We start from the raw sequence: 17,360 nt of genomic DNA, 5'->3' as shown, positions 1-17,360 counted from the left end.
GTATTCGGAGGTGTCGGGCGCCGTGTCAACGTGCTGAATCGCTGTTCAGTAGCTTGCCTCGGGTGCCGCCCTGTGACCCACGCGGCACCGGCACTGTCGGAGGGGCCGCCCATAATGGAGGACCTCAGCGACTCCACCTGGAGGTACCGTGACCGGTTTGCGTTCCCAGAGCTTCGGGCTCGGTCTGCTTCAGCCCGAGGCCTTCGGCGCCGAACCGCGCGGTGAGCGCCTCGCCCGCATCCGCCGTTCCCCCCACTTCAAGGACGGCGTCTTCCAGAACCCCGGCGGCACCGCCCGCACCCGGCCCTCCGGCTCCATGGTGGACTTCGCCAAGGTGTTCTTCGACAAGGACATCCGGCCCCTGCGCGCCCCGCGCGGCACCGTCCCGGTGCACGCCACCACCCTGGCCGACCTCGCCAAACCGCCCGCCACGGGCCTGCGCGTGACCTGGATGGGTCACTCCAGCGTGCTCGCGGAGATCGACGGGCACCGCGTGCTGTTCGACCCCGTCTGGGGCCAGCGCTGCTCCCCGTTCCCCTTCGCCGGGCCCAAGCGGCTGCACCCCGTGCCGCTGCCGCTGGCCGCGCTCGGCCCGGTCGACGTGGTGGTCATCTCGCACGACCATTACGACCACCTGGACATGCCCACCATCAAGGAGCTGGCCGGCACCGACACCGTGTTCGCCGTACCGCTCGGCGTCGGCGCCCACCTCGAGCACTGGGGCGTGTCCCCGGACCGGCTGCGCGAACTGGACTGGCACGAGTCCACCAAGATCGGCGGACTCACCCTCACCGCCACCCCGGCCCGCCACTTCTGCGGCCGCGGCCTGCGCAACACCCAGCACACCCTGTGGGCGTCCTGGGCCGTCGCCGGCGACGAGCACCGGATCTACCACAGCGGCGACACCGGCTACTTCGAGGGCTTCAAGGACATCGGCGCGGACCACGGCCCGTTCGACGCCACGATGATCCAGATCGGCGCGTACAGCGAGTTCTGGCCCGACATCCACATGACCCCCGAGGAGGGCCTGCGCGCCCACCTCGACCTCCAGGGCGGTGCTCCGCACGGCGTGCTGCTGCCGATCCACTGGGGCACCTTCAACCTGGCTCCGCATGCGTGGGCGGAGCCAGGGGAATGGACGCTGGCCGCGGCCGGCGCGGTCGGACAGGCGGTCGCCCTGCCCGCTCCGGGCCAGCCCTTCGAGGCTGCCGGAGACCTGCCCACGCGTCCCTGGTGGCGGGCTGTGACCTTGCCGCTGAACCGCAAGTGGCCTGTTCCGGAGGTCGCTCCGATGGCGTCTCGTGACGACCTCGACCTTGTGGGCGAGGGCTGACCGTTGGCGAGCTGAAGCGCGTCACGGAAGTCCTTGCAACCATGTCGGAGGCCGAGCGCGAGCACGCTCTGCGAGTCGGAGGAGCCGCCATGTCGGCAGAGCCAGGAACGAGCGTCGGAGTTGTGGCCGTTGCCCTCCGCCTGTCGTAGGGGTGTGTGACCGGCGCGGTGTCGCGGGCCACCGCAGGACAGCACCGTTGCAGGAGTTCGGCCAGGCGCCGCGCGTGCAGCCCGCGGCGGCACAGAGGTCCTCGATCGTCGTCCGGGCATGACCGCGGTCCACGAGGGCGCGTTCGGCCGACTCCACTCGGCAACCAACTGCCCGCTCCTGCCCTCTACCTGAGCGACTGATGGATGCGGTCTAACCGGCCCAGCCATGTCCGACCAAAGGGGAATCGTTGTTCCGCAATGCAGTTGGGGCCGTGGGCGCCGCCGGTCTTGCCGTAGTGCCCTTGCTGGGAGGCGCGGCAGTGGCATCGGCCGAGGGCGCCGGCCCGGCTCCGGGTGGCAGCCCGTCCGCGGCGGTCCGCCTGGAGTACCACGTGCCTCAGGGCAGCACCCTGGAGGCGGGTGACGCGCTCTGGTTCAGCATCGAGGGAATGCCACAGGGATGGGACAAGGTCAAGGTCAGCTCCCCGGCCCTGCAGGAGCCGATCACCCTGGCTCCCGTGAAGAAGGGATCGACGCAGTCGGTCCAGGTGAACGAGGCGGGAACAGAACACCGCATCCGCTCGGGCCTGCGCCCGGGCACCTATCCGGTCACCGCGACGAGTCACGGCCGTACCGTCGCCATCGCACAACTCAAGGTCGCGGCCGAGGACTCGGCGCAGATCGGCCGGTTCGTCATCGGTCCCAGGCACGCGTTCCCCGGCAGCGACACACCCGCCCCCCTACGTCCGGGCAGTGACGTCCGGGTGGTCCTCACCGACCTGAGGGCCGCACCTGGCGAAAATTCCCTGACCGTCACGTCACCCATCTTCAAAGGCCCGTTGACCATCAAGACGGACAGCCCGGACGATCCCGGCTGCAAATGCGATGACGGCGGCACGGTCTACGCGGGCCACGCACGGCTGCGAGGCGACGTACCAGACGGCCGCTACACCGTGACCGTGGTCAGCCACCATGGGCAGCAGACCACGAAACAGCACGTCACGGTCGTCGGCCGGCCCGTCACGGACGGCGGCCCTTCCTGGGCGGTCACCGGTGGCGTCGCGGCCGCGGGACTGGCCCTTGCCTCCGGCGGCGTGTTCGCGGTGCGGCGCCGCCGCTCACGGAAGACTGGGCCCTCCGCGTAGCGGCAAACCCGGCAGTAGCGGCAGACCCGCGGCGGCAGCCCGCCCTGCCTTTCTCCGCTCTTCCTTCGTTCTTCCATCGCTGCCTCTGACCGCTTCCGGTCCGGAGGCAGTTGTTCCATGACTCAGAAAGCATTCCTTGCGTACCTCACACAGACGAATATCGCGCTTCACGGTCCTTGCGGCCGGAACTGCTCTGTTCCTGACGGGCGGGGGAGGCCTCGCCCAGGCCCAGGTTCAGGACGTCACACCGACGCCCCACCTGTCTCCGGCGACGGTGCCGTCCTCCGAACCGGCGCCCTCCCCCTCGGCGAACTCGGGCGGGTCCACCGGGACGGAAGGCGGCGACGGCGACTGGTCGGACGCGGATGCCATCCGCTTCTGGACGCCTGAACGCATGGCCTCGGCCACCGACCCCGCACTGCCCGCGCAGCAGGCGGGCCCGAGCGCCAAGGCCCGCTCGCGGCGGGCGGCTTCGGCCGGTCCCTCGGTGGCGGCCGACATGCCGACGGCGGAGCACATCCTCGGCCTGAAGTCCGTCGGGACGATCTTCACCTACAGTGCGGACCCGACCACCGAACGGATGCATGCGCACAAGTGCTCCGCCAGCGTGGTGGAGAGCCCCGGGCACAGTCTGATCCTGACCGCCGGGCACTGCTCCGGGGGCAAGGCGGTCTTCGTTCCCATGTACGCCGCCGAGTACACGCTGGACAAGCAGACGCTCGGCTTCTACCGGATCTCCGACTGGTTCGTCGACAACCGTTACGTGCACAACACCAAGGAGCCCATCTCCGACCTGGACTTCGCCTTCGGCCGGCTTGAGCCCTCGACGAGCGGCAAGCAGGCGCAGGACGTGGTGGGCGCGAACAAACTGCTGCGCACGCCGGGTTACCTGAACAAGGTCACGATGCTGGGCTACCCCTCCAGCCACGACCCCGAGGACCATCCCGTGCGGTGCCCCACGCAGACCGAGGCGCTGCCCGGCTTCTACCAGATCCAGGCCAAGTGCCGTGGCATGTGGGGTGGTGTCTCCGGCGGTCCCTGGTTCTCCCAGGTGGACTGGGCGAAGGGCACCGGCGAGATCGTCGGCAACGTCGGCGGGTACAACGGCGGCGGCAACGACGCGAACGTGGACTGGCTTACGTACAGCCCCATGCACGGCGACTGGTTCTTCCGCCTGTACGACGAGGCGAAGAAGAACCAGCACGTCTCGCACGGCAGCTCCTACGACCAACCGCCGTTGCCGTATTCCATGGGCGGCGGCGAGACCTGGTCCCATGCCAAGCTGATGGCCTCGGGCGAGTACACCGGTGACGGCAAGGGCGATCTGATCGTGGTCTGGACCGACGGCGAGGTCACCCTGTACACCGGCGACGGCAACGGCGGCTTCACCGGCGAGCGCCGGCTGGCCGCGCCCCATGGCATCTGGAAGGACGCCAAGTCCCTGACCGGTGGGGACTTCTCCGGCGGCAGCGGCTCGGACCTGCTGGCGGTGTTCGACTCCGGCGAGGTCAGGCTCCTCCCCGACGTCGGCACCAAGGGCGTCGACGGCGGGATCAAACTGGCCGACGCCGGTTCCATCTGGAGCCACGCCGACCAGATCATCGGGGGCGACTTCGGAACCGCGAAGTACGTCACCGACCTGCTGGTGCGCTGGAGCGACGGCGAAGTCACCGACTACACCGCCGTCGGCGACAAGGGTTTCGGCACCGAACACCAGCTGCAGAAGCCGAAAAGCGCCTGGAAGGACGCCACCCTGGTGACCGCGGGCGACTTCACCGAAGGTAACAACTGGGACACCCTGGTGCGCTGGTCCAACGGAAGGGTCTCCCAATTCCAGGAGACCGGCCCCGGCGGCGTCGGCCAGGAGGTCGAGATGGCTCCGGCCGACAGCATCTGGTCCCACGACTCGGTGATGACAGCGGGCAGCTACGACTCCAACGGCCGGCCGGACGACCTGGTCGTCCGCTGGTCCGACGGCGAGACCACCATGTACACACACACCGGCGCCACCTTCGGCACCGAACGCATGCTCGTCGCCCCGAAGTAACCGCCCCACGACCTGCCCCCACAGCCGAGGCGCATCCGGGTGACCCGAACCACCGGGCCACCCGGATCCGTCTGCCGGGCGCCACGCCCTGCCGACGAACCCCCCCACCACGGCATTCTTCCGGCAGCTGCGCGAGAAGGGCTGAGCCGTCAGCTCTGCCCGTGGCGAATCTGCGGCGGGCAGAGAAACCGCATCCGGGGACCTCCCGAGGTCAAGAGTGGACTCGACGGCATCCCTGCCTCGACAAGGAGACCAGATGACTCCACTCACCACGCTCCCGCCCCGCGCGGACGAGGGCGGCACACCGCCCAGCCGCTTCGACGACCATCTCGCGGCCCAGCTGCTCGCCCAGCGAATCGTCCTTCTCGGCACACAGGTCGACGACATGTCGGCCAACCGGGTGTGCGCGCAGCTGCTGCTGCTGTCGGCGGAGGACCCGCGCACCGACATCAGCCTCTACATCAACAGCCCCGGCGGGTCGGTCACCGCGGGCCTCGCCGTCTACGACACCATGCGGCTCATCCCGAACGACGTCTCGACGCTGGCCATGGGGTTCGCCGCCAGCATGGGCCAGTTCCTGCTCACCGTGGGGGCGCCCGGCAAGCGGTTCGCGCTGCCGAACGCGCGGATCATGATGCACCAGCCCTCGGCGGGCATCGGTGGCACCGCCGCGGACATCGAGATCCAGGCGGAGAACCTCCAGTTCACCAAGAAGGCCATCGAGCGGATCACCGCCCAGCACACCGGTCAGAGCGAGGAGACGGTCGCGCGGGACGGCGACCGGGACCGCTGGTTCACGGCCGAGCAGGCGAGGGCGTACGGGATCGTGGACCGGGTGGTGGAGTCGCTCGCCGACATCCGCCCGGCCGCGTCGCGCCGACGGATGGGGTTGTGACATGGGGTCGTACACGGTTCCCTACGTCATCGAGCGGACCGCGCAGGGTGAGCGGTCCTACGACGTCTTCAGCCGGCTGCTGAACGAGCGGATCATCTTCCTCGGCACCGAGATCGACGACGGGGTCGCCAATGTGGTCATCGCGCAACTCCTGCATCTGGAGTCGGCGAACCCGGAGCACGAGATCTCGATCTATCTCAACTCGCCCGGTGGATCGTTCACTTCGCTGATGGCGATCTACGACACGATGACGTTCGTGCAGTCCCCGATCTCCACGTTCTGCGTCGGTCAGGCGGCGTCGACGGCGGCGGTTCTGCTGGCCGGCGGAGATCCCGGGCGACGCTTCGTGCTCCAGCACGCGCGGGTGCTGCTCGGCCAGCCGGCCAGCGGCGGCCGGCAGGGGACCGTCTCCGACCTCAGCCTCGCGGCCAAGGAGATGGTCCGCATCCGCTCGCAGGTGGAGGAGGTCCTGTCCCGGCACACGCATCACGACGTGGCGACGCTGCGCGCGGACATGGACCGGGACAAGGTGCTCACCGCCGAGGAGGCCGTCGCCTACGGCCTCGCCGACGAGGTGCTGAGCCGACGGCTCGCGTTCGTCTGACCCCGCGCGGCCGTGGCCGAAGGCCGGCGAGCCGGCCGGTACGGCGGAGGTGCGCCCCGTCGTACCGGCCGTCGGTTCGGTCAGGCGGCGAGGCAGAGGCCGTCGCACTGCGCCGTGGGCGACGTGCGGCCCCGGCTCCGGGCGTACCGGGCCAGCTCGTCCTGGGCGAGCGAGAGCAGGTCGGCGAGGCCGAGCCCGAGGGCCTGGGCGGCGGCTGCGAGCACCTCGGAGGAGGCCTCCTTGCGTCCGCGCTCCAGCTCCGACAGGTACGGCATCGAGATCCGGGCCGCCTCCGCGACGTCCTTCAGCGTGCGCTCCTGGGCGAGCCGCTCGCGCCGCAGCACATCGCCGACGAGGTCGCGCCACAGGGGCTTCCTCGGCGCGGGTGTCTCTGGGGCTCCTGCCGGTCGCTGCGGGACGCGGGTCACCCCACCGGAACCGGACGGCGCGGTCTGCGGGCGCAGGGGGATGACACGGGCTTCTTTCGGCGCATGAGTGCTCACCCCTTCAGCCTAGGGATCCGGGGCGCCGGGGGAAGAGAGCGGCGTTCTGCCCTGGGTGAAGCCGTGCGGGCGGGCCGGAGGGGGCGGCCGTGGATTCACCCTACGGGTGAGGGCCGACATTCCCGGCGTGGGCCGGGCGGACAACCCCCGTGCATCAGACCGGTGGGCCTGGGGCACGGGGGCGGGACCGGGGAGGCGGCTCAGTTGGCGCGGTGCGAGCGCCGCATGCGGCGGACGCCGAAGCAGGCGCCGAGCAAGGCGGCGACGGCCGTGGCAGCGGCACCCGCGGTGACGGCTACCCCGGCGGTCGCCGCGGGTGCGGCGGACGCGCGCGGGGGCGCGGCCGTACCGCCGTATCCCCCGCCCTCGCCCGCCCGGTCGTAGGCGGACCCCGGGAGCTTGTCGCCGTATTTCGCGTGTACGAGGCGCTGGTAGGCGGCCAGGGGCACGCCGCCCTTCCCCACGGCGCGCCGCGCGTCGGGGTCGAGCGGCAGCACACGGCCGTCGCGCAGCACGTACCAGGCGTCGATCTGCGGTTCCCTGAAGACGGTTCCGAGGCCGTGCGCCTCGCTGACGTAGTGGGTCTCGTCACCGCCGGTCGCGATGTTGACGACCTTCCACCCCTTCGCCGTCCGTACGGTCCACACCGAGGCGACCTGGCCGTCCGCGGAGACCGCCTTGCTCGCGACGAACTGCGGGTCGGCGACAGGGGCGCCCGGGCGTCCGGCGACGAACCCCGGGTCGAGGAAGTAGATGGTCACCGACGGCCCGACCAGGTGCGGCCGGGCCGTGCTCTGCGCGATCGCGCCATCGCGGGCGAAGAAGCGCGAGAGGGTGAGGAGGGTGGCCGGGGTTGACGCCGCCTCGCGCGCCCGAGCGGTGTCGGCGGCGGTGAAGGGCGCCGGGAAGTCGCCGGCGGTCGCCGCGTGGGCGGTGGCGGGAGCGAGTGCACCGAGGATCGCGGTTGCGGCGAGCCCCACGGCCGCCCCGCTCTTACGGACGGGCTTGCGGCCGGCGGGCGCGCGCCGGATCGGTGACGTGCGGATCGGGTTCATGGGGTCACGCTCCGATCCCGTAGAGCGAATGGGTCCACGTGAACGAGTTGTTGCTCACGTAGTAGTCGTAATCCCCCCAGTTGTAGCGGTAGTTGGAGGGCCACGGGTCGCCCCAGTAGACTCGGCTGTCGGACGTGTCGTAGCCGTACAGCACATGCATGTGCCCGCCCCCGGAGCTCCACCCGATGCGCGTCTCGACGGGGTGGTCGGCGTTGATCTCCTTCTGCACGGTGCCGTAGCGCAGATAACCTCTCACGTACGTACCGGGGTTGATGCCCATCCAGTCGAGGGCGTTCTGCACGTCGTCCAACGCAGCCTGCCAGTTGCCGCAGGTGCTGCCCTGGGGCCGGTTGAAAGCGGCGTCACAGAACTGGTTCTGGGTGTAGTCGCGCCCGAACCACGACGCGATGGTGTTGCCGCTCGCCGCCCAGCACCAGTTGCTGTGCTCCTGCGCCTGCATGGTGATGTTGAGGCGCTTGGCGGCCGGAACGGCAGGGTGGCCGGTGGCGTGCGGAGCGGCGTGAGCGATGGCCGTTGGCACGAGCGCGGGCGTCAGGACGGCGACGGCCGCGAGGACCGCTGACGCCAGCCGTCTACGGCCCCGGGTGGTTGTGGACATGGCGTTCCTCCCAGTCAGGGTGGGGGTGGAGGAGCGCGTCCGGACGCTGCGAGAGCAGCATCGATCTTTTGTCGGACCCCGGTCAATGAGGTTATCCACAGGGCTGGCGGCGAAGTGAACTCCACCCGTACCGTTGTGAACGCCACAGCGGGTACCGGCAGGTGGCAGAGCAAGTAACGCCCCGTTCCAGGACGGGGAAGTGAACGTTCACAAGTCAACGAATCAGAGGGGGGTGGGGGAGGGGGGCCCAATGGCAGCACACAGCGCCGATCGCCGTGCCACCCCGCGCCCCGGTGACCCAGCCCTCGGCTCGTCCCGCCGCCCCACCCCCGAGGCCGAACTCGCCGAAGCCCTGCGCACCGGCCCGTTCTCCGCCGCGCTCCGGGCCGCGTTCGCCGCACGCGGGCTGGCTCTGCATCGCGTGCAGCACCGGCTCGCCCAGCGGGGGATACATGTCGGCGTGACCAGCCTCAGCTACTGGCAGCGCGGTGTGCGGCGGCCCGCGCGGCCCGAGTCGCTTCGTGCCGTCACCGCACTTGAGGAGGTCCTGGAGCTTCCCCCGCACGCCCTCACCCGTCTGATAGGCCCACGTGTCACCAACGACCATCCCCCGGCCCGCCCGTATCGCACCCTCCTCGAACCCGCCGCCGCACTCGAATCACTGCTGGCGAGTCTGGCGGCACCGGCGGACGGCGGGCTGCACACCGTGATCCACTACGAGCACGTTCACATCGGTGCCCATCGAGAGCTCGCCGCCCGCGACTCGCAACACGTCGTACGGGCCCACCGCGATGGCGTCGACCGCTATCTCGCCATCCATCACGGCGACCCGGGCTGCGACACGGAACGGGTACGGGTACGCGGTCTCGGCAACTGCCGGGTCGGCCGGATCCGGCGCCACGGCGCTTCGGGGGTGATCGTCGTCGAGCTGCTCTTCGACGGGCGGTTGAGAGTCGGGGAGACCGCCGTCCTGGGGTATCGCTTCGAGGACGGAACCGGCGCGCCCAGCCATGAGTACGTTCGCGGCTTCACCTACGGCGGCGGCCAGTATGTCCTCCAGGTCTGCTTCGAACGCGCCGCCCTGCCCGTCCACTGCCGCCGCTTCGCCCGTCCCTCGGCGACTGCCCCTCGCGAGGCGGTAGCCGATCTGACGCTGAACGCCTATGGCTCTGTCCACCTCGTGGAGCAGCAGATACGGCCGGGCGTCCTCGGCATCACATGGGAGTGGGACTAAGGCATCGTCAACCAGCTCAAGAACGCCGGTGCCGTGCCAGAGATGTTTTGGCAACTGCCCACCGCCGGTTCCCGATTTCCGCCCACGTCAGGGCGAAAAGTGGGCGAAACGCAGCTCCGAGACCTAGAAGCTCGCTGCCGCGGATGATCAGGCTGCTCGAAGGCATCCTGCGTGTGCTCCGGCCCAATGACGTCGATCGGGCGATTGACCTGTCACACCAGGGGTGAAGCTCACAGACGTCATGTGACCCAGGTAACCGCGTCGGCGTCCCACTCGCGGGACGGATGCGAGGGATCCGGGGCGTCCGACGAGTCGAGGTCCCAGTTGGCCACGGTCTTCGTGCTGCCGTCGGGAAGCATCGCGGTGATCGAGGCGAATTCCTGGATCCACTGCCAGGCCGTGGCCTGGGCGAAGCCGGACTGCGTGGGCTCGGGGACGCGGAACTCGCCGGGGCCCACCAGCGCCTGGTCGTGATGGTGCAGGAACTGGTTGATGTTGAAAGCCCAGATGATCAGATCGGAGTTGTCCGCCAGCAGCTGAGCCGCCGTGTCCTTGAAGGAGCAGTAGACCGCCGGCAGATAGGCCGTCTGAGTCGAACGGATCACCTCGCACCAGGCGTTGACGTACGAGACGAAGTTCGCCGGCAGGGTCCCGCCGATTTCGATGTCGAGGTAGATCCTCGGCGCTCCAGGCAGGCTCGCCTCCGCTTCCGACGTGAATCCGGCCTGATCGGCGAGGTGCGCGGCGGTCAAGGCGTCTGCTCTGCCTTGCTCGGCTGTCAGGATGTGGGAGCCCGGTCCGTTCGGATGCTGCTGTCCCACGAAGATCGGTGCCACTCCCCAGCCCGGGCCCATCGACCGCAGGTCCGCCAAGTGGGTCATCCAACTCGTGTTTCCCTGCGACGGCGCCGGCGCGAGGTAGAAGCCGGTCCACAGAAGGTTGGTATCGGTCATCAGCCCTTCCATGAACGCGTTGCCCGGGTACGCAAGCCGGTCGATTCCCGCGAAAGCCATTGTTCTCCCCTTCGCTTCCCGGCCGAGTCGTTCTGTTGTGCCGGGCGCCCGGCCGCTCCGTGCGGCCGGGCGTCATCCATGCGGAGTGCTTCAGATGAGCAGACGTCCCAGCAGCCCGGCGATCAGGGGCAGGAAGTCGGCCTCGACGCCGGTGGTGTCGTCGTAGTTCCGCGGGGTGGCCGACGTACGGTCGACCGCGGGTGCCTGGGGCGGCAGCGACGGCACGACAGGCGCCGGACGGGGCAGTTCTCGTACGGAATGGTCTTTCATCTCTCCTCCTCAGAGGGTTTCCGGCGGTCCTCAGAGGGCTTCCGATGGGTCGGCCCAGTCGGCGCCGGGTGCCGGGTCGCAGCCGAAACCCATGGCGGGCCCGCAGAGCCAGGGGCTCGGATCATTGGGATCGTGCCCATGCGCACCGCCTACTTCGTGCTCCATCACGCTCGGAGTGTCCTCGTCCATGAATGCCGTGCGCACCCTGAACGGCTCCAGCTGCTTGCTGCGGTAGATCACCGACTGAACCGGCAGATTGAGTGCCATGGCGGTCACCTTCCCGTCCCGCTACCGACAGGGGACGCTCAGGGACGCCGCGCCGGTGTCCGGTGCGAACCCGGTCACGCCGGCGCGGCCTGGAAGACGGTGTCAGATGAGCACGTTCTTGAGGAAGTTGCCCAGGTCGAAGCTGGCCTCGACGCCGGAGCCGTCCTCGGGGTCGGGGACCGTGGTGCGGGTGCGGGTGACCGGCGGGGCCTGCTGTGGCATCGCCAGGGAGGCGGGCAGCCTGGTGCCCTTGTCCTGCTCGTTCTTCTCGGTGCGTTCGAACATGATGTTCTCCTTTCCGTTCCGGCGACCGAGCGGCCGTCTCATCCGTCGGGGCAGTGCGGGATCATCAGATGCCCAGGATCATCCGCAGGAGACCGTCCGCCTCGACGCCGGAGCCGTTCTCGGGGTCGGGGGGCGTGGTGCGGGTGCGGGTGACCGGCGGGGCCTGCTGTGGCATCGCCAGGGAGGCGGGCAGCCTGGTGCCCTTGTCCTGCTCGTTCTGCTCGATGCGTTCGATCATCGTTTCTTCCTTTCCTGGGTACGGAAGGGCGCCTCGCCCCCTCCGTCAGATGTAGACGCCGCGCGAGGCGAGGCACATCTGACGTGCCGCGCCGGTGAGCTGGCTGCACTTGACAGCGGCTTCGACACCCCGATCCGATCCGTGCGCGGCGGGATCCTTCCCTTCCGTGCGCAGTACCGGCGGGGCCTGGAGCGGCAGCGTCGGGGACGGCTTCTTGTCTGTCATGACGAACCTCGGTTCCACTCGGGTAGCTGTGGGGCCGGTCAGAAGTCGCCGAGGAAGCGGTGGACCGGTCCGAGCGTGATCGGGATCGCTTCGTTGACATCGATGGGGTACAGGTACGAGACGCGTGCACGCCGGTCGTTCTCGGGGTCGATGAAGCTGACGATCACGTCCTGGCAGTCCGATCCCATGCGCTCGAAGGCGCTCTTCCTGACCGTGATGGTGTCCAAGGTGTAGAGGTGGCTCCTGGCCTCGGGGGGCGAGGGCACGTACGAGGACGACAAGAGTCCTTCCGCGATTTCCCTGCCGATGTTGTACGCGTTGGTTCCGGCGAAATTGAGCGCACGGTCGGCGGAGGTCTGCCCCAGGTTCCGGAACTGGTAGTAGACCTTGTCGAGGAACGCACGGATGGTCATCTTCACGTCGTCCTCGCGGAGGCTGCTCAGTTCCGACTGCTCGTGCTGATGCCGGCCGATCGCCTCGATCACGGCGTCGACCAGCGCGCTTTCGTTCCAGAGGTGCACGCCACGTGCGTCGACCCGGACCTTCGGGACGTACTGACCGGTGAATAGCCTCACGGTCTCCCCGGTCAGTACGCCGGGGATCGACACACGGGAGATGTAGTCCCGGGGCGGCGCCCCGGTGTGCCCTCCCTGCTGCTGCGCGGCAGCGCGGCTATGCGGTTGAGGCGGCGCCCCCGGGGCCTTCAGGGGCGTCTCGCCGACCTGTCCCCAGATCGCGTCTCGGAACAACTTGTAGACCCGGGACACGGGCGGGTAGTAGTTGTCGGTGAGGCTCTCGGCATCACCGTACGACGACGCATCACCGTACGACGACGCATCACCGTACGACGACGAGGAACCACTGCTCGGGGGTTGCTCGACGGACTTGAGCCCGCCCCAGTCCATTCCGAAGGCAGGCTCGGCCTCCAGCGCGTATATCGGAGTGCGGTCGACCTCCAGGGTCCAGATGAGCTTGTCGGAGGCCCAGGGATTGTCGGAGAGATAGTTGCGCATCTGCTCCGGGTCGTACACGTTCGCCTCTTGGTAGACAGGCCTGCCCTGGTCCGTCTCCGGCAGGGTCTTGAACCCCATCAGCTGACGGAAGCTGTCGCGGCGCGCCTCGGTCCCGAAGTCGAAGTTGATCCTCCCGATCGCGTAGACCAGGGGCAGCGGGGCACTCCCGGGCGACGGGGTGCTCACGGGTGCCGGTGCACTCCCCGGCGCCGGCGCACAGGCCGCGGCGATCCCGGCCCCGGGCGGAGCGGGGACTCCGCCGACCGCTTCGGGCTCGGGCGGCGGACCGGCCGCCGTACCCCATCCCCGGCCGCCGCCGGTGGGCGCGACCGCCGTGGGCTGCTGGCCCTGGGCCTCGCTGCCTGCGCCTGCCTCCGCCCCTGCGCCGCCGCAGCCGCACCCGCAGGCGGGGACGACGGAGGGCGGGGCGGCGACCTCGCTGCCTGGCGCGGAGCCGGGCGGTGTGCTCGCGCCGGGGCTCGCTTCCTGGCCCGCCAGGCTGCTGTCCTGGGGTGAAACCGAGTTCGGGTGGTTCGTTTCCATTGCGTCAGCTCCCTCGCGTACGTCGTCTTCACCCTGGCGGCCGTCGTGCTGGTGGCGAGCGGCCGGTACGGGTTCCTGTGGCTGAGCCACGACGGCTCGCGGTGCGTCGTCCGGGACTGCGGACGAGGGGCCCGCGTCGCCGGCGGTGATCAGGCCGTAAGCCCGTGGCGCGTCCAGCCGGCCGACGAGATGGCGGCGGCACCGGGGTGCATCCTCCGGGGTGCAGGCAGGGGCCTGCGCACTGGCGAGGATGGCCTGGCCTGCCGCCCTGGGATCGGCCGGGCGCCCCTGTCGTAGCTGAGCGGCTATCAGCAGGGCGGCGGTGCCGGCGACCGCCGGAGTGGCGAAGCTGCTCCCCGTGAGCGCCCTGACCCCGCCGCCAGGGACAGCTCCCTCGACATCCTGTCCCGGGGCGATGACACCGTTGCTGCGGTACGACGCACCCCAGTTGTTCATCTCCAGGGGCTCCCCGTCGGTTCCCGTCGCGCCGACGGCGAGAACGGACGGGGTCGCCGCTGGTACCTGGAGACAGTCACAACCGTCGTTTCCGACTGCCGCCACCACCAGGACGCCCCTGTCGTCGCAGAGCCTGAGCGCCCGTTCGAGCAAGCTCTCGGACTGTCCGTCGGCCGTGCGCTGGCCACCGCTGATGTTGATGACGTGCGCACCACGCTCGACGGCCTGCTCGATCGCTCGGGCCAGGTCCAGCTGAGGGACCCGGCCCTCCGAGGCGTCCCGGAAGATCGGAAGAAGCAGCCCACGACAGCGCGGGACCATGCCGGTCACCCGACTGCCCGGCCGGCCGAAGAGGAGACTGGCGACATGGGTGCCGTGCAGCGACATCAGCCCCTGCCCGGCCTCTTCCTGTACGAGCGTCTCGATTCTCGTCAGAGGCGCACCCGCGAAACACGGATGGGACAGATCCACCGGCCCGTCCAGCACCGCGACGCAGACCCCGGGGTCACCGAGAAGGCCGTCCTCGGAGGCCAGGCCGTTGAGCACTGAGCGAACTTGCATGGGTCCACTTCTCCGCCCTGCGCCGGCAAATGCCGAGCGGGCATGTACGCGGGAACAGGACTCGACTTTCGCGCCACAGCGTTTGCGGCCCGTTGACCAGACGTCACGGCTGCGTCCATGAGGCGTAGCTGGCCCCTCCCTGAACTGTGGATCGGTCTGCTCAGGACCGGTCCGGGCGGGGATCGTAAATTTCCTCCCGCGGGCAATCGAACGGCCGCCCCTTCGGCAGCCGCTCTCCGGACTGTCACCGTGTTATTGAACGGACAACAGAGGGGGCGCGGACATTGGTGTTTCCTGTCCGGCCCCGTCATGTTGCCTGAGCGTTCGAGTTGCGTTCCCCGAGCGTTGCCGGTGTATTTCTCGGCCTGAACCGGGTACCGGAAGGGGATTGACCGGCCCATAACCCCCTCCGCGTCCGCGGTCGGCAGATGCCTGCTGCACATGCGTTTGTCCCATGCTGACGGCACAGTGGTGGAGTGTTTGGAAGCAATGCAGGTCTTCAGTTGCTGAGGACATTCGAACTCTCACATCACGGCCGAAGAATCCCCCTGCCCATGGGTGCCCAGCGTCTTTTGGCTTTTCTGGCCCTGCAGAAGGACGGCGCCCAGCGGGCCTGGGCGGCAGAGCACTTGTGGCCCGACTGCACGCCGTGCCGGGCAGCGGGCAATCTGCGGTCCGCCCTGTGCCACGCCAGACGGGCCTGTACCGCGCCGGTCATCGAAGCCATGGGCCAGAGCCTGCGCCTGTCGTCGGCCGTTCGGGTCGACCTGCACGAGGTGTGCAAGGCCGGCGACGAGGTGACCGCGGGACACAGCCCGCCCCCCGGGACCGAAGCCGCGCTCATCGACGACCTATGCCAGGAACTTCTGCCGCAGTGGCCGGAGGACTGGCTGGTCCTCGAACGGGAGCGGTGGGACCAACTGCGGCTGCACGCCCTGGAGACCCTCGCCCAGCAACTTCAGGCGGCGCACCGGTTCGTCCCCGCGCTGCAGGTCGCGCTGGCGGCCGTCGGCATCGACCCGGTACGCGAGACCGCCCATCGCATTGTCATGGAAGTGCACATCGCGGAAGGGAACGTGGCGAGCGCGTTCAAGTGCTACCAGAACTACAAGGATCTGCTCGAACGCGAGCTCAGCATCTCCCCCTCGCAGCAGATGAGGGAACTCGTCGAGGAGTTGATGCCAAGGTGACGTGCGTCCCGGCAGCTGTCCGCATAGCGCAGGGAAGCCGCGACCAGACCGCGGAACAACGGGTGGGGACGGGTGGGACGAGAGCGGAACTCCGGGTGGGCCTGGGTGGCGACGAAGAACGGGTACGGGTCGCCGACCGTGAACCCTCGCGGAAGACCGCTGGGGCGCCATCGAGTCGCATGCTTCCGCCCATGTCCCGCAGGCCCGGCATGACGTCCTGTTGCTCGGCCATCGTGGTGATCACCGGGTGGGCGGTCTCCGGGGCGAACTCCGTAGCTGCTGGCGCCGTCCAGCCGTGCACTGAAAGCGCACGCACGCTCGCCCGCGGTCTTCCGGTGCCCGACGAGGGGGGCGTTCAGGTCGTTCGAGTGGAAGCCGGTTGCGGTCGGTTCCGTTGCCCAGGTACAGCGGGCAGTCCTCCATGGCGATGGCGAGGTTCCGGTCCGCCGGGCGGAATTACGCATTCCGACCCCCCGCCGCAAAACCACTGGGACACACGTGCCAAGATCCGGACAATGATGCGGGCGCTCCCGATACATGGGGGCGCCCTGACTTGATTCCCGCACAACTCATGGAGTCATACGTGACCCAGTCCTCCCGACGAGGGCGCACCCTGTCGCGTCTCGTCACTTCGGCGATCGCCGTCGCCCTCGTCGGCGCCACCACCGGCACCGCCCTGGCCGCCGAAACGGCCGTCGCCGATGCCCCTGAGGCGTCCGGCCCGACGAAGACCGTCTCTCTGAGCGCTGCCACGGCCGGGCAGCACAAGCCGACCCCAGCCGCGCCGTTCTTCTTCCTGTCCGGGATCCTGCCGTCGGGCCAGATGTACGTCTACATGCCCGACGGGAAGGGCGGCTTCGGCGAGCGGTCGGGCGGCTACGTATGGCCGCACCTCAGGTACGAGGTCTCGATCGACCCTGATCTGACCGGCTACCAGGACGGCGCCTATCACGTCATGGACGACGGCAAGCTGAACCTGTGGCGTGGCGGGCGGCTCAAGCGGGTGGCCACCGGCTGGGGCCGGTACGACAGGGTCTTCTCGCCCGGCACCCTGGGCCGCGCGACCCACCCCGACCTGCTGGCCCGCGACAAGCAGGGCGTCCTCTGGCGCTTCCAGACCAAGGCGGACGGCTCGCTGGCGCCACGCGTCAAAATCAGCTCCGGCTGGAACCAGTACACGCAGGTCGCCGGTCTCGGCGACCTCAGCGGTGACCGTAAGCCGGACATCGTCGCCCGCGACCGGCAGGGTGTCCTCTGGCTGTACAAGGGCACGGGCGATCTGCGGAAGCCGCTGGCCTCCCGGGTCCGGGTCGGTGGCGGCTGGAACCAGTTCAACAAGCTGGTGACCACGGGTGATGTCGACGGCGACGGCCACAGCGACCTGCTCGCCCGCGATCCCAGGGGCAACCTGTGGCTGTACAAGGGCACGGGCAAGGCCTCCTCGCCGTTCAAGCCCCGGGTCAAGGTCGGCACCGGCTTCAACCAGTACCGTGACCTCTTCTGACAGCCCTCACTGATGTTCTGATCGGGTCAAGGTCGCCTCTGGGCAGGGTAGTTGAGCGCACGGGCGATCCTGGCGATCGGTCCGGTGCCCGAGTTCTCGCATCCGGCACGATCCCCCGTCCCTGCGGGTGCCGCTGCTCGTCGTCCACGACACGGACGCCGAGGCGGTCGAGCCCGGGCAGGCGGAGCGGGTGGTCGCGGCTGGGCACCAC

Annotated in this window: 20 protein-coding genes and 1 pseudogene; 9 read left to right on the top strand and 12 right to left on the bottom strand. The window is 69.4% G+C overall.

The features are described from left to right. Window positions 1-148 precede the first annotated feature (148 nt). On the top strand, window positions 149-1,333 hold the full coding sequence (locus tag ACZ5DS_RS09365) for an MBL fold metallo-hydrolase (protein ID WP_468235460.1): 1,185 nt from the start codon (window positions 149-151) through the stop codon (window positions 1,331-1,333). 469 nt (window positions 1,334-1,802) lie between these two features. After that, window positions 1,803-2,627 carry a hypothetical protein gene (locus ACZ5DS_RS09360; RefSeq protein WP_468235458.1) on the top strand — a complete coding sequence of 275 codons (825 nt, stop codon included), beginning with the start codon at window positions 1,803-1,805 and terminating at the stop codon, window positions 2,625-2,627. Between the two features lie 234 nt (window positions 2,628-2,861). On the opposite strand, the gene ACZ5DS_RS09355 is transcribed toward ACZ5DS_RS09360, so the two are convergent. Continuing rightward, window positions 2,862-2,999 carry a hypothetical protein gene (locus ACZ5DS_RS09355; RefSeq protein WP_468235457.1) on the bottom strand — a complete coding sequence of 46 codons (138 nt, stop codon included), beginning with the start codon at window positions 2,997-2,999 and terminating at the stop codon, window positions 2,862-2,864. 22 nt (window positions 3,000-3,021) lie between these two features. Here ACZ5DS_RS09355 and ACZ5DS_RS09350 point away from each other — a divergent pair, with 22 nt between their 5' ends. From ACZ5DS_RS09350 to ACZ5DS_RS09340, 3 genes are all read left to right on the top strand, one after another. Beyond that, the gene (locus tag ACZ5DS_RS09350; RefSeq protein WP_468235456.1) at window positions 3,022-4,674 is read left to right on the top strand and encodes a trypsin-like serine peptidase; all 1,653 of its coding nucleotides are present in this window, start codon (window positions 3,022-3,024) and stop codon (window positions 4,672-4,674) included. A gap of 256 nt (window positions 4,675-4,930) precedes the next feature. After that, the gene (locus ACZ5DS_RS09345) at window positions 4,931-5,569 is read left to right on the top strand and encodes a ClpP family protease (RefSeq protein WP_468235454.1); all 639 of its coding nucleotides are present in this window, start codon (window positions 4,931-4,933) and stop codon (window positions 5,567-5,569) included. Between the two features lies 1 nt (window position 5,570). Further along, on the top strand, window positions 5,571-6,173 hold the full coding sequence (locus ACZ5DS_RS09340; protein WP_468235453.1) for a ClpP family protease: 603 nt from the start codon (window positions 5,571-5,573) through the stop codon (window positions 6,171-6,173). Window positions 6,174-6,253: 80 nt separating this feature from the next. Here the strand turns inward: ACZ5DS_RS09340 and ACZ5DS_RS09335 are convergent, their stop codons facing one another. From ACZ5DS_RS09335 to ACZ5DS_RS09325, 3 genes are all read right to left on the bottom strand, one after another. After that, window positions 6,254-6,676: a helix-turn-helix domain-containing protein gene (locus tag ACZ5DS_RS09335; RefSeq protein ID WP_468235451.1), complete on the bottom strand. Its 423-nt coding sequence runs from the start codon at window positions 6,674-6,676 to the stop codon at window positions 6,254-6,256. A gap of 200 nt (window positions 6,677-6,876) precedes the next feature. Continuing rightward, window positions 6,877-7,731 (bottom strand): hypothetical protein, encoded by an 855-nt coding sequence (locus ACZ5DS_RS09330; RefSeq protein ID WP_468235450.1) that lies wholly within the window; start codon window positions 7,729-7,731, stop codon window positions 6,877-6,879. A 4-nt stretch (window positions 7,732-7,735) separates the two neighbouring features. After that, window positions 7,736-8,350, bottom strand: coding sequence for a papain-like cysteine protease family protein (locus ACZ5DS_RS09325; RefSeq protein ID WP_468235449.1), 615 nt, complete (start codon window positions 8,348-8,350; stop codon window positions 7,736-7,738). Between the two features lie 250 nt (window positions 8,351-8,600). On the opposite strand from ACZ5DS_RS09325, the gene ACZ5DS_RS09320 reads away from it, so the two are divergent. Beyond that, window positions 8,601-9,584, top strand: a complete 984-nt coding sequence (locus ACZ5DS_RS09320; protein ID WP_468235448.1) for a hypothetical protein — start codon at window positions 8,601-8,603, stop codon at window positions 9,582-9,584. A 239-nt stretch (window positions 9,585-9,823) separates the two neighbouring features. Here the strand turns inward: ACZ5DS_RS09320 and ACZ5DS_RS09315 are convergent, their stop codons facing one another. The 7 genes from ACZ5DS_RS09315 to ACZ5DS_RS09285 all read right to left on the bottom strand — a co-directional run bounded on the left by ACZ5DS_RS09315 (window position 9,824) and on the right by ACZ5DS_RS09285 (window position 14,455). Beyond that, window positions 9,824-10,597: a glycoside hydrolase domain-containing protein gene (locus ACZ5DS_RS09315; RefSeq protein WP_468235447.1), complete on the bottom strand. Its 774-nt coding sequence runs from the start codon at window positions 10,595-10,597 to the stop codon at window positions 9,824-9,826. A gap of 90 nt (window positions 10,598-10,687) precedes the next feature. Continuing rightward, complete coding sequence (locus ACZ5DS_RS09310) at window positions 10,688-10,867, bottom strand: hypothetical protein (protein WP_468235446.1); 180 nt, start codon at window positions 10,865-10,867, stop codon at window positions 10,688-10,690. A 30-nt stretch (window positions 10,868-10,897) separates the two neighbouring features. Beyond that, on the bottom strand, window positions 10,898-11,134 hold the full coding sequence (locus ACZ5DS_RS09305) for a hypothetical protein (protein WP_468235445.1): 237 nt from the start codon (window positions 11,132-11,134) through the stop codon (window positions 10,898-10,900). 102 nt (window positions 11,135-11,236) lie between these two features. Further along, a complete protein-coding gene (locus tag ACZ5DS_RS09300) occupies window positions 11,237-11,419 on the bottom strand; it encodes a hypothetical protein (protein WP_468235444.1) in 183 nt (60 codons plus the stop codon). Window positions 11,420-11,483: 64 nt separating this feature from the next. Further along, the gene (locus ACZ5DS_RS09295) at window positions 11,484-11,657 is read right to left on the bottom strand and encodes a hypothetical protein (protein WP_468235442.1); all 174 of its coding nucleotides are present in this window, start codon (window positions 11,655-11,657) and stop codon (window positions 11,484-11,486) included. Between the two features lie 45 nt (window positions 11,658-11,702). Beyond that, window positions 11,703-11,882: a hypothetical protein gene (locus tag ACZ5DS_RS09290; RefSeq protein WP_468235441.1), complete on the bottom strand. Its 180-nt coding sequence runs from the start codon at window positions 11,880-11,882 to the stop codon at window positions 11,703-11,705. A 38-nt stretch (window positions 11,883-11,920) separates the two neighbouring features. After that, window positions 11,921-14,455 (bottom strand): cyanobactin maturation protease PatG family protein, encoded by a 2,535-nt coding sequence (locus ACZ5DS_RS09285; RefSeq protein ID WP_468235439.1) that lies wholly within the window; start codon window positions 14,453-14,455, stop codon window positions 11,921-11,923. Window positions 14,456-15,009: 554 nt separating this feature from the next. On the opposite strand from ACZ5DS_RS09285, the gene ACZ5DS_RS09280 reads away from it, so the two are divergent. After that, window positions 15,010-15,645, top strand: a complete 636-nt coding sequence (locus tag ACZ5DS_RS09280; RefSeq protein ID WP_468235438.1) for an AfsR/SARP family transcriptional regulator — start codon at window positions 15,010-15,012, stop codon at window positions 15,643-15,645. Here ACZ5DS_RS09280 and ACZ5DS_RS09275 read toward each other — a convergent pair. Beyond that, window positions 15,561-15,922: pseudogene (locus tag ACZ5DS_RS09275) on the bottom strand (hypothetical protein); the annotation flags it as partial. The gene ACZ5DS_RS09280 and the pseudogene ACZ5DS_RS09275 sit on opposite strands and share 85 nt — an antisense overlap. On the opposite strand from ACZ5DS_RS09275, the gene ACZ5DS_RS09270 reads away from it, so the two are divergent. Next, window positions 15,922-16,164, top strand: coding sequence for an AarF/UbiB family protein (locus ACZ5DS_RS09270; RefSeq protein WP_468236383.1), 243 nt, complete (start codon window positions 15,922-15,924; stop codon window positions 16,162-16,164). The pseudogene ACZ5DS_RS09275 and the gene ACZ5DS_RS09270 overlap by 1 nt on opposite strands. A 64-nt stretch (window positions 16,165-16,228) precedes the next feature. Continuing rightward, on the top strand, window positions 16,229-17,149 hold the full coding sequence (locus ACZ5DS_RS09265; RefSeq protein ID WP_468235436.1) for an FG-GAP repeat domain-containing protein: 921 nt from the start codon (window positions 16,229-16,231) through the stop codon (window positions 17,147-17,149). The last annotated feature ends 211 nt before the right edge of the window (window positions 17,150-17,360 follow it).

The organism is Streptomyces sp. NPDC031100 (assembly GCF_055570785.1).
This window is presented reverse-complemented; position numbering and strand designations above follow the sequence as displayed.